The following is a 15683-nucleotide window of genomic DNA, read 5'->3' on the forward strand; positions in this document are numbered from 1 at the left end:
TCCTGGCGCCGGGCGCCTGTCCGTCCGGTATCCTGCGCGGCGCGCGGCGCGCGTGGCGCGCCCGGGGATGCGAGGCGAAGAGGGGGCTCAGGCCACGAGGCCTGGCAGCGGCCCGGTGCACACGCCGGGAATGCCGAAGGTGGTCACGTCGTCGAGGCCCATGGCGTTGCATACCGACACGAGCAGGTTGTTGTGCGGCAGGTCGGCGTACTTCATGGTACGGCCCGTCTTGAAGTAGCCGCCCGCGCCGCCCGCGAGCACCCAGGGGATGTCCTTGTACGTGTGCGTGTTGCCGACGCCGAGCTCGTTGCCCCAGAGCAGCAGGGTATTGTCCAGCACCGAGCTGCCGTCCACCTCCTTCGCGAGCGCCAGCTGATCCAGCACGTATTTCACCTGCTCGCTGTGCCAGACGTTGATCTTCACGAGCTTCTCGTTCGCGACCGCATCGTTGTCGCCCGCGTGGGAGAGCTCGTGGTGCTCCTCGTTCACGCCGATCCAGGGATAGTACTGCCAGCTATCGGCGTTGGCCCACATGAACGTGGAGACGCGGGTCATGCCGCAGATGTGCGCGAGCAGCATCAGGTCGGTCTGCAGCCGGCCGACCTTCGGATAGTTCTCCATCGCTCGCGTGTCGAACTTCTCCGGCATCATGAGCGGCGTGCACGAGACCGCCGAGCTCTGCAGCCGCTGCTCGATGTTGCGGATGCCGCCGAGGTGCGCCTCGAGCCGCGCCTTGTCCTCGGAGCTGACGCGCGCCTTCAGGCGGCCGATATCGTCCTTGAGGAAGTCCAGCACGCTCTGGCGCTCGGCGATCAGCCGCTGCAGCTCCGTTTCGGAGAGATCCGCGTTGGCGAAGATGCGCGCGTACATCTGGAATGGATCGTCGACGGCCGTGTTCGGCTGGTTCGGACCGCGGTACGAGATCACGCGGAGCGGCTCCTGCCCCTCGATGCGCACGCCGAACTCGAGCGACGGAAACTGGCTATTGCCGCCGATGCGACTCGCGATGTGCTGGTCGACGGAGATGCGATCCGCCCAGCCGGCGGGGCCGCCAGCGCCCGTGAAGCTGCCGGCGAGCAGCGAGCCGCCCGTGAGCATGGCGCCGGGGCCCTTCATGTGCGGGCCGCCGGGTTTGTTCTCGCTCGGGACGCCGAGCTCGTCCTCGACCGTCGAGTTCATGTGCACGCCCTTGAGCACGAGCATCCTCTGCTTGTGCTCCTCGAGCGGCGCCAGGATCGGGCCGAGCGAGAGCGGCGCCTCGTGCGCGTCCCCCGGCGGGAAGAACGCCGACGGCACGGTGCCGTTCGCCGAGAAGATGCCGATGAAGCGCCTGGCGCCCGGCTGCTTCGCGTCCTGACCGAACACCGTGGCGCTCCGCCAGACGGGGCTCGTGAGCGCGACGGTCAGGGCGCCGAGCCCGCCCAGCAGCTTGCGGCGGCTGATCTGGGTGCGGAGGTCGATAGGGCCTCTTCGGTTCATGGCATCTCCTTCGTGTGTGCGTCGATCGGACGGCGGAAGAGGAAGGCGTCCGTCTCCACGACGGCGCGGGGAAGCGCGTTCAGATCCTGGCCTGTGGCCTTGAAGGTCTCGAGCAAGCTCTCCATCGAGCAACCATCCATGTCCTGCTCGAATCGGGCGATCGCGAAGCGGAACCACTGGCGCGCCACGCACTCCTCCACCTCGGCGCTGCCCGCGAGCCTCTCGCCGAGCTCCGCCACGCCCTCGAAATCGCCGTCCATGTCGCGGGTGGCGATGACCTTGCCGCTCGCGTCGACCGGCTCGCCGCCGTCGAGCTCGCGGTAGCGGCCGATCGCGTCGTAGTGCTCGAAGCCGAAGCCGATCGGATCGAGCAGCTGGTGGCAGCCGACGCAGCTCGGGTCCACCTCGTGCTGCGACAGCCGCTCTCGGGTCGAGCTGCTCGGGTCGACCTCGGGCGGCTTGGGGATGTTGGCCGGCGGGGCCGGCAGCTGCTGGCAGAGCAGCGCCTCGCGCACGAACTTCCCTCGGTAGATCGGCGAGCTCTCTCCGGGCTTCGCCTGGACGGCGAGCAGCGCCGGGAGCGTCAGGATGCCCGAGGTGGCGCCGTCCGTGCGCTTCAGCGCCTGGAAGGAGTCGTCGCCGGTGACGCCGTAGTAGCCGCCGAGATCCTTGTTGTAGAAGACCGTCGTCGAGGTGAGGAGCGCGCTCAGCTTGCCTCCCTCGTCGTCGAGCACGTGGTCGAAGAAGGCGTCGGCCTGCCCGCGCAGCGACTCGCGGAACGACCGCGATTGCCACTCGGGGAAGGCGTCCGCGTCCTTCACCACGCTGTTCAGGCCGTTCAGGTGCGTCCAGCTGCCGAGGAATCGATGGACCAGCTTCTCTCCGCGCTCGTCCTCGAGCATCCAGTCGAGCTGCGCCGCGACACCCTCCTTCGTTGTCAGGCTGCCGTCTTCGATGGCCTCGTTCAGCCTGGCGTCCGGCAGGGTGCCCCACAGCATGTAAGAGAGGCGAGCGGCCACCTCGTACGGAGAGAGCTTCACGGCGCGATCGCTCACCTTCTCCGAGGTGCCGATCTCGACGCGGTACAGGAAGCGCGGCGACTGCAGCATGCCGCGGAGCAGGAGCTCGACCCCGTGCTCGTAGCTCGTCTCCGCGCCGGCGTCGAAGAGCTGCAGGTGTCGCTCGATGTCCGCCGCGTCCGTGATCGGGGCGCGGTAGGCGCGGGCGCCGAAGCCCACGACCAGCTGGCGCGCGCACTCGCGCGGATCGGCCCCGGCCTCGCAAGGCGCGATCGTATTGAGCGCCGCCGGATTGCCGGCGACCGCCGCGGCGATGACGTCCGCCGCGGCCTGGAAATGCTCGAGCTCGACCTGCGTCACGTCCGGCTGCAAGAGGCCGAACGCCGACGCCTCGATCGCGGGGCCGAGCGCCGCATCGAGGCCGGGCACGTCGCCGACGAGGTCGCGCACGGTGTTCAGGTACTGCTCCCGCGAGAGCAGCCGCATCGGCGAAGGCCCAGGATCGATGGTGCTCGCGTCGCACCTCAATGGCTCGCCGGGGCCCGCCGACCCCGAGCCCGAGCCTCCGCTGCTCGAGCTGCCGCTCGCGCCGTTCGTGCCCTCCTCCGGCGATTTGCCGTCTTCGCTGCCCAGGTTGCCGATGCACGCCGACAGCGCGAGCGCCGCGGCGAGCAGGCCCACGCTTCCGTGGGACTTGAATTGTTCAATCGATGATGTAGTCATTCAGGGCTCCGCTCGAGGCTGCTGGCTACTCGGGCTCGGTGGGAGACCCGCTCGGGCGCGATCACCTTTTTCGTCGTCGAAGCGTGGAGACGTTTCGATGGGTACGAAGAGGTGGGTTTACGGTCGCCGAGCTCCGACCCGATGGCGGGAGCGCCGCCGGCTCACGATCCTTCGATGCTGCAGCACACAGCGCAATCGTAGGCTTCGAGCAATTCGCGCCCGGCGCACGGGACGTCGCCGCACGCAGTTCCCTTCAAGGCGCCGCAGCTCGGGAGGCATTCCCCTTCGACCTCGATCGAGTGTGGCGGATCGCAGGGCGTGTCGTTGCCCGGAGGCTCGTCGCCGTCCGGCGTGAAGTACAGCCGATCCAGCTGGACGCCCTCGACGGCGTTCGCGAGGACGAGCTCGTGCGCTCCGGCCGAGAGGGGGAAGCGGAGCGGCTCGCCATAACGCGTGTTGTCGTGGAGATCGTCCCAGAACCAGATGTCGCCGACGCTGATGCGCCAGAGGTACCAGGGGCCGCTGTCCACCTGGAACCAGAAGCGGTTGTTGAGGGCGCCCGGAGCGTGGATCCGCCCCCAGATCACGTAGTCTGCCGCGCTCGGCGCCTCGAAGCGGTAGCGCGCCCGCTCGAGCCCCGGCGCCTCGTCCGAGGGCATTCCGCCAGGGGGCACGATGAAGCGGCCCCCGGAAGCGCGGCTGTCTTCACCGACGGTGAAGCCGTCGCTCAGCTCTCCGAGCTCCGCCTCGATATACGACGATCCGGACACGACAGGCGCCCAGGCGCCGACCGAGGTGATCTCCGCATCACACCCGGAGGCCGCGAGGCAGCCGAGCGCCATGATGCGAGCGGCCGAGCAGGGCTTCACGGCTGATCCAGCAACCGCCTGAGCTTCGCGCTGTGGGGGCTCTTGGGATACTGCTTGACGAAGGCCTGAGCGCGCCGCTTCGCCTCCTGCGCGTTGCCGCGCGCGGCAAGCACGTCGATGGCGAGCACCTCGCGCTCCTGCCGGAGCACGCCGTTCGGGAACTGCGCGCGCAGGCGCTCGAGGAGCGCCGTGGCTCCCGCCACGTCTCCGGAGCGCAGCTTGGCGCGCGCTTCCGTGAGCAGGGTGCTCTCCGCGCGCAGAAGATCGGTCTCCGTCGGCTTCGGTCCGCTCGGCTTTCGGGTCGGCTCTCCGGCGGTGGGCACATCGAGAGGCGGCTCGGGTAGTGCCTTTATCTCCGCCGTCGACGGCACCGGCGCTTGCGGCACCTCCGCGGGCGCGCGCTCCGGGGCCGTCGCGCTGGGGGGCGCAGGCGGCTCGTCCGGGGAGGAGAGGGCCCAGTACCCTCCGCCGAGCACCAGGCCGCCGCCCACGAGCACCGCCGCTGCCTTGACCGAGAGCGCCGACGGCAACAGCGAACCGACACCGGCCTTCGTGGCAGCGGCGGCGCTCGCGCCGGCCGTGGCGCCGACGGCCGTCCCCGCCGCCAGCTGGCCCGCGATGCCGCGCCATGCGCGCTCTTTCGCGCCTTCCGGCGGACCCACGTGGCGCACGCTCCCCAGGAGCTCTCGCTCGAGCGGGTCCGCCCCGCTCTTGACGCTCAGCAGCCGCTCAGGATCCCCCATCACACGGCCTCCTTTCGGCTCGTGTCCTGTGCAAGCGCGAGGCGCTTGACCTCTCGCGAGAACGTCTCGCGCGCCAGGCGGAGGCGCGAGCGCACGGTGCCCTCGGAAATGCCCAGCAGGTCCGCGATCTCCTGGCCCGACTTCTCCTCGAGCTCGAACAGGACGAACACGAGGCGCTGCGGCTCCGGCAGCTTGTTCAAGATGGCCTCCGCCGCTTGCGCGCGCTGCCGCGACTCCGCGCTCAGCGCGAGCTCCTCGGACGCGCCGCCGTAGAGGTCCATCTCCGCGGCGTCCGTCGTGACCTCGCGCCGGAACCGCGCGGAGCGCCGGTAGTCGCTCGCGACACGCTGGCAGATGCCGAAGAGCCATGTCGTGAGGAGCGAGCGACCCTCGAACTCGGGGAGCTTGAAATGCGCGGTCAAGAACACCTTCTGCGCCAGGTCGAGCACGTCCGCCTCGCGCACCCCGAGGCGCCTGAGCGAGCACCAGACGAAGTTGAAGTGCGCGTCGTAGAGGGCTCGAAACTCGGGGTCCGGTGTGCTCATGCCGTGACGTCCCGGTGACCTGTCAGCGAACGAGACGAGCAGACGCCGCCAGATCGAGCGCGGAATTGTTCAGGGACGATACCACTCGGTCCCCTAGTGGGGACGCCGGCCCGGGACGATCACAAATAAATGCGCGTGCTCCGCGCGGCGGCTACCCTCGCGTCGTCCCGATGCGGAGGCGTCGCGCTTTTCCGGTGGTTCTTGGTGCGATGCTGGCGGCTTCGGGGACCGCCGCGGCGCAGATCGAGCCGTTGCTGAGCGTGACGCGCGGCGCTGGCGCCGAGAGCTGCCCGGACGCGGCGCGCCTCATCGAGCGCGTCGAGCTGCTGCGCGGCCGGCCCGAGACGGGTGCGAGCGACTCCTACGTCGTCGAGTTCACCCGGGAGGCCGACGGCTTCCGCGCGTCCATCCGCAGCGGGAGCGGCGCGCGCGAGCTGCGCGATCGCAGCCGCAGCTGCGCCGGGCTCGAGCAGGCGGCGGCGGTGACGCTCGCGCTGCTGCTCGACTCCGACGGCGACGGGGAGGCGTCGTCCCCGCAGGAGCCCGGGGCCACGGCGCGCGACGCGCCGCCGCCTGCGCCTCCAGCGCCGGCGCCTTCGCCCAGCGCCTCGGCGGAGCGGCCGCCGGTCGCGCGGCCCGCGCCGGCGGCCGCAGGCGGCGGCGAGCGCGAGGCGCCGGCGTCCGGACGTGGCGCCACGCGGCTCACGCTGGCGGCGGGCGCTGCCGGCCTGTTCGGCGTGGTGCGCCCGTTCGCGCCCGCGCTCTCCGCGGAGCTCGGCATCGGCGGTGCGCGATTTCGAGCGGCGATCGGCGCGCTCTGGCTCGTCCCGCAGACGCTGGAGCTCGGGCCGGGCGAGCTCCGCGAGACGATGCTCGGCGGCGCCGTGCGCGCCTGCTTCGCGGCCGCGGGTGTTGGAGGCCTGCGCTTCGACGTGTGCTCCGGCGTTCATGCTGGACGGCTGAAGGCGGCGGCGAGCGGCTTCACGCGGAACGACGCCGTCGAGAAGACGTGGCTGGCGGTGCCGATCGAGCTGTCGCTGGCGAGCCTTTCAGGTTCGCTCGGCTTCGAGGTCGGCGCCGCCGCGCTGGTGCCGCTCCGGCGCAACGATTTCTCGGTGGATGGCGTCGGGGTCGCGTACAGGTCGCCGCCGGTCGGCGCGCTTGTGTCGCTCCGCGGCGTCGGCAGCTGGGTGCCGTAGGCGTCTATCTCGAGCGGCGAGCGCGTCGGTGCGCTTCTCCAAGCAATGCTAGCCTGGGAGGGTGACGTATCGCACTCGTATCGAGGAAGGCCCGCGCTGCCGCTTTCATGCTCTCGCCCCCTCGACGGAGGAGTGCGCGCGCTGCGGCGCTCCCGTCTGCCACGTGTGCGTCTCCTTCTCCGCTTCCCACGGGGTCGCCTGCGCTGGCTGCGAGCGCGCGATCCGGCGCGGTCGCGCGCTCAGGAGCGCGGGCGTCACGGCGGCCTTGCTCGCGGCGCTGGGCGGCGTCGCGGCGGCGTACATCCACGCTGCCGCGGCCGTGCGGATACCGCCGGAGGGCCTCGCCGCGACCGAGCGCGCGCTGGAGGCGAACCCCTGTGAGGGGGACCTGATGCTCACGCTGGCCGAGCTCCTCCGTCGCGCCGATCGCGATCGCGAGGTGATCGAGCGCGGCGAGGCGTTCCTCGCGGCGTGCGGCCACGAGCCCAGGGTGCTCTGGAAGATCCGCGCCGCCCACAACCGCCGCGGAGAGTACTCCGGGGCGGAGCGCGCGGCGACGCGGCTGATCGAGCAGAACCCGGCCGACGGGGACGCCTTTTGCGGGCGCGCCGCGTCGCGGGAGCGCCAGGGGAAGCTCGAGGAGGCGGCCGCCGACTACGAGCAATGCATCGCGCTCCACCCGTACCAGCGGGGGGCGCCCGTCCGCCTGGCGCGCGTCTATCAGGATCTCCGCCGCCCGTGCGACAGCATCGCGCCGCTCGCCCAGCTCCTCTATTACCATGCCGATGAAGGGACGCGGCTCGTGGGGTGGTCTGGCTTCACCGTGATGGAGATGGCGAGCCAGCTCGCCACCTCGGCCGACTGCCAGCCTCTCGCCGTCACCGGACAGGCGCTCTTGCCGCGCGGGGAGGACCGCCTGGCTCGAGGCGAAGCAGCGATCGACGGCAAGGAAAAGGGCGTCTTCGTCGTCGATGCGATGGTGAGCCACGTGCTTGTACAGAGGGCGTTCGCGGACCGGATCGGCCTCTCCGCCGGGCCGCGTGTGCTGCGGGTGTGGACGCCGAGCGGCCTTCAGGAGGCGAAGATCGCCGTCGCCGGCCGGCTGGAGGTGGAAGGCGCCTCGGCCCCGAGCGTGAAGCTCGCGATCGTGGAGGACCTCCCCGGCGTGGCGGGCGTGCTGGGGCAGTCGTTCCTGCTCCGGTTCCGCGAGCGGTCGACCGAGAAGGGAACCACGCTCTCGCCGCCGCCGCCCGGCGCGGCGCCGTGGACCGAGGAGACGGCGATCGCTGCGGCGGCGGGCGACGAGGACGAGGCGGCAGCAGCGGATGACGGCGGGGCGGCGGCAGCGGACCACGACGCGGCGGCGAAGGCAGGCGACGAGGAGGTGGCGGAGGTCCATGAGGGGCCCGCGCCGGCTCGATGAGCGGCTCCGTGTCGCGGAGCAGCGGGCGAGCCCGATGGCGAGATCGAGGTGGATTACCCTGCAGGCCTACCGCGCTTCGCGAAGTGCGCATGGCGCTGGCGGAACATCTCCTGCCATCGTGCGTACTCCGTCGGTCGCTCGCGGAGCCGCTCCTTCCAGGTTGCATCGACAGCTGACCGCCTCTCGGCGGAGCTCAGCCCGTATCGCCGGAAGATCTCCTCGGCCGCGTCAGGGAACAGGGACAGCTCGGCGCAGAGCGCGGCGTACTGGGCGAGCGGCAGGACGATGTCGATCGGCTCGGCGAGGGGCGCTGGCCCGCTCGTGCCAGCTTTGCTCGACGGCGAGGGAGATGGCGGCGGCGTGGAGCTCTGGGAGGTGGCTCCGGTCACCGCCGCCTGCGCGCTCGCGGTTTGTCTCAACAGCTCACGGGGGATCTCGAGGCTCAGGGACGTCTCTCCGAGCTGAGCCGGAGCCTGCGGAGCCCGCTTCGATGAGGCCGGCGCTCCGGCAGGCCTCGCCGGAGCCGCTTCGGCAAAGGGAATCGCCGGGCCTCGCGGCAGCGCCTGCACCGGTGATGTCACCGCGGCCTCCCGATGTGCCCGTGGCCGCTGCGGCTGGGCTGTCGGCGTGGGTGGCCGAGGAGCCGCCGATGCCCCGGGCGCGAACGGCAGAGCTGGGCCGCGGGGGACGTCCACGAGCGGCCCGGTCTCCGCGACCACGGGCGGCGGGGGCTTCACCGCCGCCGGCATGGTGGACCGCGGGAATGGCAGCGCCGCCCCCCGTGGAATGTCGGGCAGGGGCGCCGTGCCGGTGAGCGACTCCGCAGCGCGTGGAGGCTTCGGTTCGGCCCTCTCGATCGAGATTGCGCCTTGCGCGGGCATGAAGGGGACCACCGCGGCTCGGGGCACGTCCAGCAGGGGTCCCGTGCCCTGCAGCGCCTTCGGGGCCGCCGCCCCGCCGGAAGACGGCGCGGACCGCGCAGACAAGGCGGCAACCCTCGACGGTCTCAGCACACGGGAGCCGACCCGGAGCGGTCCAAGCTTCCCCGGTTTCGCACGAAGCTCCACGAGGAGCTCGCCGAGCTTCGCATCCTCCTCCGCGCGCCGCGTCCAGCGGCGGCGGAGCCGGGAGACGTCGTTCATGCCCAGATCATTCCCGTGCAGCAGCTCGAACGGCGCCGGATGCGCCTCGAAGGCGGCGAGGAAGCTCGCCCAGGCGGCCGCGTCCTCCGCGAGCGGCTCGACCGATCGCTCTAGCCAGTCCTCCGCCTGCGCCAGCTCCAGCTCGTACGCCGCGAGCAGCTCCGGCTCGGCGACCAGCCGCTGCTTCCAGGCGAGATCGGCCCGCGCGAACGCGCGCGGCGTCAGCCCCTCGACTGCGAGCACGTCCGCAAGCGGGAACCCCTCGGTCACCGCGGCCTTGACGGCGGCGTACTGCGCCAGCGAGGCCGCTTCCCTCGCCGGCGATGCCGCCACTGCCGCCTTCCTCGCGTCCGCCACCTCTCGACTCCCTAATCGCCGACCAGCACGGTCCCGGTTGCGATCACGCTCCCGTTCGGCGCATCGGCCGGGTCGTTGCAGGTCAGGGCCGGATCGCCGAGGTGCGCGGCAGGCTTGTTGTTGATGAGCACCGTCTTGCTGCCCGCCTGGATCCGAGCCTGGTTCGACGGAGGACGCTGAAAGGCACCTCCAGTGGGCACGTGCGCGGGCGCATTCGCCGCGGTGCTGCCCTGGACCGCGGCCGGCTTGCCCTCGACGAGGACATTCGTGCTCAGCTCGCCGGACAGGTCCCCGCTGAACGGCATCGGCGTCGGCGTCGGCACAGGCCCCCCGGGCGAGGGCACCATCACCAGGTGCGTGTCGACGCCGATGACCTTGTCGCCTTGCTTCGCGGCGGGCTTTCCTGGCTTGGGGGGCTGCGACGGCATGTTCTCTCCGAGCTACCCTGCGCCGCTCACGGCACTGCGTGGTCGAGTTGAGGAGAAGCCACGAATGGGAGTGGTTCGCCGGTTTGATTCACCAGAACGGACAGTACGTTGCGCGCTGTCATTATTCTGCTCTATTCCCGTATCAACGGTACCCGAGGGCCTCCCTGAGCTTGGAGGTGTCGATGAAACCGCGGAGCGGATCCTTCTTGCCATCGGTGCTGCGCTTGTTCTGGGCAACACCCTGCCACCTTCCTTGCGGAAGCTGGACCTTCTTGCGCTCTTCGGGGCTGAGATTCGCCAGGGCCTCGTTCCAGCCGGCCTCGCCGTCGTCGTCACGGAAATCGAAGGATTTTCCGTCCAGCGTCATGAATCGATAATGCGGACGCTGCCGTTGCTTATCAGACGGGGCGTAGAACGCTTCAGGCTCACAGGATGCAACGATGGATATGTGACCTCCGGCTTTGCGGTCGGCCATGAAGATATCTCCCGGCCTGGGCGCATACCCGTCGCCCGGAGGATGCCAGACGAGGAGGCCAGTGGGCGTGCCTTTCGCTTGCTGATTCTGGTGGAATACTTCCAGCGGGAGTCCCTTTGCATAGGCCTCCACCATGTTCAAGTTCTGTCCGAATTTCCACTCACCGTTGATGGCTTCACGGTTGAGGAATTTGCCGAGCTCTGCGCGCGAGATCTTGTCCTCCGGACTGCCGCGCAAGACCCAGGCCTTCCAGAACACCCAGGACACGAAGTCGCCGCACCAGGAGTGAAAGTCATTCGGATTCATGTTCGATTCATCGCGCGCCTTGACTCTGGCGAGCGTTTCTTCCATTCCCTCTTTCTTGAGCCGCTCGAGCGCTGCGGTGTACTTCGCCTCTCGTGCCGCTGCCCTCGCCTCGTGCGGTCGCTGGCACTTCCCCTTCTCCTTGACCCCAGGGAAGGTGGGCAGCATGCCCGGACATGCAGCGCCGCTCTGGCTGCCGTGTCGGTTCTCGGTGATCTCGAGGACCAGCGGGCTCCACTCGATGCTGTTGACGGCTTGCCAGGCGATGTCGACGAGCCAGTCCTTGGGACTGACCACGGTGACCTGCCCTGTCCCCTTGGGCACGTGGCTGCTTCTTCCCGGCTCCTCTGGCCGCTCGGCCAGCGGTCGTGCCTGCGCGGGGGCGGCCTCGTCGGCGGCATCCGCCTCCGGCTCCGGCTCCGGCGCTGGGGCCGGCTCCGGCTCCTTCCTGCGGTCCACGACGTAGGTGGCGTTCACGTTGCTGCCCACCTTCGGGCCTTGCACCTTGGTGAGGATGTAAGCACCGCCGGGGGTGGCGCCGTAGTCGTTGCCGCCGACGAAGGGGTTGTTCCAGTACAGCGTCACGGAGCCGCTCGAGCCGCGGTAGGTCACGCGGCCCTCGGTCCCGGTCATGAAGCCGTCGGACTCGGCTGACCAGACCGCTGTCGCTCCGCACGTGGGTGGTGGTTCTTGGCCCGGGGTGAGGATCCCGTGGTCGAGCTGAGGAGGGCCCACGAACGTGAGCGGCTCGCCCGTATAGTTCACCAGAGTGCACAGTACGCTTCGTGCTGCCATGTCCCTGCTCGCTTCCGCCGTCGCCCGTCCGGTGCCAGATCGAAGAGAGTGCTGAACAGTGGTGCAGTGTACCAGGAGCCAGGGGGCGGCTTGCAACGAGCGCCGGCACGTGATCATGCCTTGGCCGACCAAATGTCCTGCGGAGCTGGCTACCGGCACCGTGCGTCAGGCTCGAGCCCGGCGCGGTCAGGCGGTGGGAGCGGAAGAGGGCGAGCCGCCGATCCTTTTCGCTCTTCTCGTGAACGCCTACGACCCAGATCTCGGACAGCGACCGCGCCGCGACGCTTTCCGGCACGTACGCGGCCTTCGCCTCTGGATCGACGGGCATCGGTACCTGCATCCAGGCGCCGCCTCGCGGGAGAGCCCAGACCTCCACAGCCTTCCCACCTCGGGAAGCGTCTCGCGCCAGGCCGAGGATCACGAGCGTGCCGTCCTGCCCGCGAGCGGCATTCAGGATCCTCCTTGTCGGCGGAGCAGGCATCTCCGCGACGGCGGTCCCGTCGAAATGGAAGAGCATCGGCGGCGGCTTATCCTCCGCTGGGTAATGCCCGTAGATCCCATAAGGCGCCTCCATACCGAGCTCGTGATTGCCGACGACGTAGACGTCGGTCGGACTCTCTCCGAGCAGGCGGATGCCCCATGGGTAGAACTTCCGCTTGTCGCGCTGGATCTCGGGCGGCAGTGGGAGGAGAATCTCGGTCCTGTTCGGAGGCCCCGGTCGGGACAGGACGAGCCGGACCGGAACTGGTTCGCCTTCCTTCATTGCAGCGTGCGCCTCGATCGCCAGCACGTCTCCCGAGTGCCAGCCCCGCGCCGCGGATATACCGTACTTCTTGTCGTTCGTCGCCTTGAACGAGGGACGCGGCACGGGTTGCCCAGGACAATCGAGCACCTCCCCGTGTGCCGTCCAGGCGTCGGCGGCGTCCTCCTTGTCCACGAGCAAGCCGACCAGGCACCCTCGGCCTTGATCCCACAGGCCCTGGTAGAGGTCATCGGAGTAGTCGCCTGCTGGTACCTGGTGGACCATCTTCCAGCGAGCACCTCCGAGGCGGAACACGCTCTCATGGTAGAAGGGATAGGTCCGGCTCGAGTTGTCCGCGGTGCGCAAGACCATCCACACCGCATCGGGCCAGCGCCCGACGAGGGATCTCACCTCTCCCTCGGGTACGGAGGAATCCATAGGCAGACCTTCGACTATCTCTGCCGTCGGCCCTACATGATCGCCATCGATCAACGCAAAGGAGGTGCCATTGCGCTCCAGCAGGATCTGGCCGCCTTCCAGGGGCCACAGACGGGCGGCACGGCCGGGCAGATCCGCGACCTTGTCAAACGAGCGCTCTGGTCGCGGGGAAGATGGCTCCGCGGCGCTCGGTGCACGCTGCGCGATGTCTCCGCCGAGCGCGGGGGTACCTGGCGCAGCGCCGCCTGGCCGGCAGGAAATAAGGGCACATGCCACGATCACAGCGGCTAGACAAGCACCGTTCTCGGATCTCGGCGAACGCATGGGTTGAGTTCCTTCTTCGTGGATTCATGCCGCAACATCAATTCATCGGTCCGGTCAATGCCCGTGCGCCGCCTCGATCCGCCCGCGCGTCTCGTCGTCGAGGGCGCCGGTGGGCTCGAGGCCCTGATCGCGCTGGAACGCCTTGATCGCAGCGACCTCCGCTCCCTCGGTCTGTCCCTCGGTGATTCGGTAGTAGCCGAGGTTTTTCAGCCGCAGCCGTATCCCGTGCGGCGTGTCCATGGGCGGCAGGTCGCCGAGCTTGAGCCGCCACTTCAGCGTCGGCTCCTTGTCGGGTTCCTTGATCCACACCACGAGCTCGCCCGTCTCCGCTGTCGGCGGCAGGTCCTGCTCGACCATCCCATCGTCGGTCGTGTGGCCCTCGTACTTCACGCCGTCGACCATCAGCCGGTACTTCTTGTGGGCGTACGGCTTCTCGTAGACGTCCGCCACGCGGACGCGGAACGACTTCAGCTGCTCCTTCTCCTGCTCGGGCTCCTCCCCGTCATCCACTGCGTCGCAGTTCAGCTTCACCAGCTTGCCCTGCAGGCTCGCGTCCTCGTCCAGCTTCAGGAACGACTGCGGCGTCTTGATGGTGATGGTCTTGGCGTCGACGAGCGCTTTGTCCGTCAGGTAGAGCGCCGGCCCCTTGCCGAGGAGCGAGACCGAACTACCGCCCAGGATGGTGATGGCCTTGGCGTCGAGCTTGATCTCGTCCGGGGTCAGCTCGATGGTGCTCGCCCCGCACGAGAGCCGCAGCGACCGGGTGGCCTTGACGCGCATGCTCCCCGTGGTCGCCACCGCGCCGTCGCCATGCACGTCGAGCGTCGCGACGGCCTCGTTCTCTTCGGTGCCGACCGTCGCGCCCAGGCGGCCCTTGATTGCGACGTCCACATCCCTCCCCACCACACAGCTCAAGTCGCCATCGACGGCCACGTGCTGCGACCCCTGCACCGCGAGGAGCCGGTTCTGGCCGATCCGTTCGATCGCCGACCCGGCGGCGCTCTCGGTGCGGCTCCCCTGCACGGAGGTCGTCTGGTCCCGGCTCACGGTGACGGTGCGATCGCCCTGCACCGTGATCCGCTGATCGTGACCGACCATCGTGGTGTGGTCGTGCTGGACAACCTCCTCGAGGTTGCGCTCTGCGAAGATGCCGATGCGCTCCTCGCCCGCACGATCGTCGAAGGACAGCTCGTTCGCCCCGCCCGCGCCGGGCGAGCTCTGGGTTCGCAGGCCGCTCTTCAGCTTCTCCGCCGGCAGCGGGAACGGCGGCGGATGGGTCGCATTGTACAGGCACCCGAGCACCACCGGGCAGTCGGTGTCCCCGCCGAGGAAGCCGACCAGCACCTCCATGCCGACGCGCGGGATGAACTGCGAGCCGAACGACGCTCCCGCCCAGCTCTGAGCGACACGCAGCCAGGCCGAGCTCTTCTCGTTGCGCTGCCCATCGAGGTCCCAGTGGAACTGCACCTTCACGCGCGCATGCTCGTCGGTGTGCACCTCGTGCCCTGCCGGCCCGGTGACCACCGCCGTCTCGAGGACTTGCCTCGGCTTGCGCGTCGGCGCACGCGGCCTGAGCAGCGCCGTTGCTGGGATGCACTCGAAGCGGTTGTGGTAGGTGCGCTCCGCGGGGCGGCCGGACAGCTCGGGGGTGTGTCCCTCGTGCACGACGCGGGTCACGGCGTAGGCGCCCTCGATCCCGGGGAGGCCTCGGCGCTGAGCTCGAAGCGGCGTCCAGGAGCGAGCGCGCGGACCCAGCTCTCGCCCCTGCCCTCGACCGATCGGCGCTGGGTTTGCTCCAGGAACACCCGCGCGCGGTCTGGCGTGACCTCCGGTGTGTCGTAGTCGGCGTGGTGCTGGTACACGTCCAGCGCAGGCGGCCCGCTCGCCGCGTTCCCGGCCCGCTCCTTCAGAACCAGGTTCGGCCGGCGGAAATCGTAGTCCCGGAGATGCACGGAGCTGGGCTTGAGCGATCGCTGCAAGCCGAAGGCGACGATCTCCAGTCCTGTGGGTGTCAGACCCTCCTCAGGACGCAGGGTGAGGACGCCCCGGCCGTTGTCGAGCGCTGCGGGGTAGTGCACTGGATCATCCAGGAAGATGACCGGCGCGCGGGCCACGCTGCCTGGAACCCCGGCCGGCGCGTCCGCGAAGCACGAGGTGATGCCTTCCTCGGCAGCGAGCCGCCGCACGAACGCGAGGTCGCTCTCGCGGTACTGCACGCAGTAGCTCCGGACCGCGTACGTCCGCGAGAGGCGGAGCTCGACCGGGAGCGAGGCTGCGGCGAGGACGTGCTGGAGGATCTGCGGCACGGTCGCGTCCTGGAAGATGCGGCTCGTGGTCCGGCGCCTGAGCAGCGTGAGCGGGGGGACGAGGCGGAGGTGCCAGGTGGGACCGATCCGCGGGGTGAACGTGGCGTCTGCGCGCACCTGGTCGACGAGCGCCTCGATGCGGCGTTCGGCGCCGCGGCCGTCGCGCAGGATGAAAGAGGCGAGGCGGCCAAGCAGCTCGGCGTCGCGGCCCTCGAGCTCGGGGGCCGCCTGCACGACGAGCTGGAACGAGAACAGCTCGGAGAGCGCCTCACGCCCGCGGAACGAGACGACGCGCAGGTCCGAAGGCGTGAACGGCCCGGCGTGGAGCTCGATGGAGTCGCTGATCACGGGCGCAATCTATCAGACATCGCGG

The 15683-nt window shown here is 69.8% G+C and carries 12 protein-coding genes; 2 read left to right on the plus strand and 10 right to left on the minus strand.

Translation table 11 applies throughout. The features are described from left to right. Window positions 1–87: 87 nt before the first annotated feature. The 5 genes from WMF44_RS03150 to WMF44_RS03170 form a co-directional block, all read right to left on the minus strand. On the minus strand, window positions 88–1479 hold the full coding sequence (locus WMF44_RS03150) for a DUF1552 domain-containing protein (RefSeq protein WP_437297630.1): 1392 nt from the start codon (window positions 1477–1479) through the stop codon (window positions 88–90). Further along, a complete protein-coding gene (locus WMF44_RS03155; protein WP_437297631.1) occupies window positions 1476–3221 on the minus strand; it encodes a DUF1592 domain-containing protein in 1746 nt (581 codons plus the stop codon). The genes WMF44_RS03150 and WMF44_RS03155 overlap by 4 nt, the downstream gene beginning before the upstream one ends. A gap of 161 nt (window positions 3222–3382) precedes the next feature. Continuing rightward, the gene (locus WMF44_RS03160; protein ID WP_437297632.1) at window positions 3383–4090 is read right to left on the minus strand and encodes a hypothetical protein; all 708 of its coding nucleotides are present in this window, start codon (window positions 4088–4090) and stop codon (window positions 3383–3385) included. Then, window positions 4087–4833 (minus strand): tetratricopeptide repeat protein, encoded by a 747-nt coding sequence (locus WMF44_RS03165; protein ID WP_437297633.1) that lies wholly within the window; start codon window positions 4831–4833, stop codon window positions 4087–4089. Before WMF44_RS03165 ends, WMF44_RS03160 begins: the two co-directional genes overlap by 4 nt. Then, window positions 4833–5378 carry an RNA polymerase sigma factor gene (locus WMF44_RS03170; RefSeq protein ID WP_437297634.1) on the minus strand — a complete coding sequence of 182 codons (546 nt, stop codon included), beginning with the start codon at window positions 5376–5378 and terminating at the stop codon, window positions 4833–4835. Before WMF44_RS03170 ends, WMF44_RS03165 begins: the two co-directional genes overlap by 1 nt. Before the next feature lie 209 nt (window positions 5379–5587). On the opposite strand from WMF44_RS03170, the gene WMF44_RS03175 reads away from it, so the two are divergent. Next, complete coding sequence (locus WMF44_RS03175; RefSeq protein ID WP_437297635.1) at window positions 5588–6577, plus strand: hypothetical protein; 990 nt, start codon at window positions 5588–5590, stop codon at window positions 6575–6577. Between the two features lie 61 nt (window positions 6578–6638). Then, complete coding sequence (locus WMF44_RS03180) at window positions 6639–8000, plus strand: retroviral-like aspartic protease family protein (protein WP_437297636.1); 1362 nt, start codon at window positions 6639–6641, stop codon at window positions 7998–8000. A 53-nt stretch (window positions 8001–8053) separates the two neighbouring features. Here the strand turns inward: WMF44_RS03180 and WMF44_RS03185 are convergent, their stop codons facing one another. The 5 genes from WMF44_RS03185 to WMF44_RS03205 all read right to left on the minus strand — a co-directional run bounded on the left by WMF44_RS03185 (window position 8054) and on the right by WMF44_RS03205 (window position 15658). Further along, a complete protein-coding gene (locus tag WMF44_RS03185; protein WP_437297637.1) occupies window positions 8054–9499 on the minus strand; it encodes a hypothetical protein in 1446 nt (481 codons plus the stop codon). 11 nt (window positions 9500–9510) lie between these two features. After that, window positions 9511–9927: a PAAR domain-containing protein gene (locus tag WMF44_RS03190; protein ID WP_437297638.1), complete on the minus strand. Its 417-nt coding sequence runs from the start codon at window positions 9925–9927 to the stop codon at window positions 9511–9513. A gap of 142 nt (window positions 9928–10069) precedes the next feature. Then, window positions 10070–11338, minus strand: a complete 1269-nt coding sequence (locus WMF44_RS03195; RefSeq protein ID WP_437297639.1) for a hypothetical protein — start codon at window positions 11336–11338, stop codon at window positions 10070–10072. Window positions 11339–13058: 1720 nt separating this feature from the next. Then, complete coding sequence (gene tssI / locus WMF44_RS03200; RefSeq protein ID WP_437297640.1) at window positions 13059–14681, minus strand: type VI secretion system tip protein TssI/VgrG; 1623 nt, start codon at window positions 14679–14681, stop codon at window positions 13059–13061. Beyond that, complete coding sequence (locus WMF44_RS03205) at window positions 14678–15658, minus strand: type VI secretion system Vgr family protein (RefSeq protein WP_437297641.1); 981 nt, start codon at window positions 15656–15658, stop codon at window positions 14678–14680. Before WMF44_RS03205 ends, tssI begins: the two co-directional genes overlap by 4 nt. Between the last annotated feature and the right edge of the window lie 25 nt (window positions 15659–15683).

This window comes from Sorangium sp. So ce426 (assembly GCF_051475585.1).
In the GTDB taxonomy this organism is placed as follows: Bacteria; Myxococcota_A; Polyangia; order Polyangiales; family Polyangiaceae; genus Sorangium; species Sorangium cellulosum_B.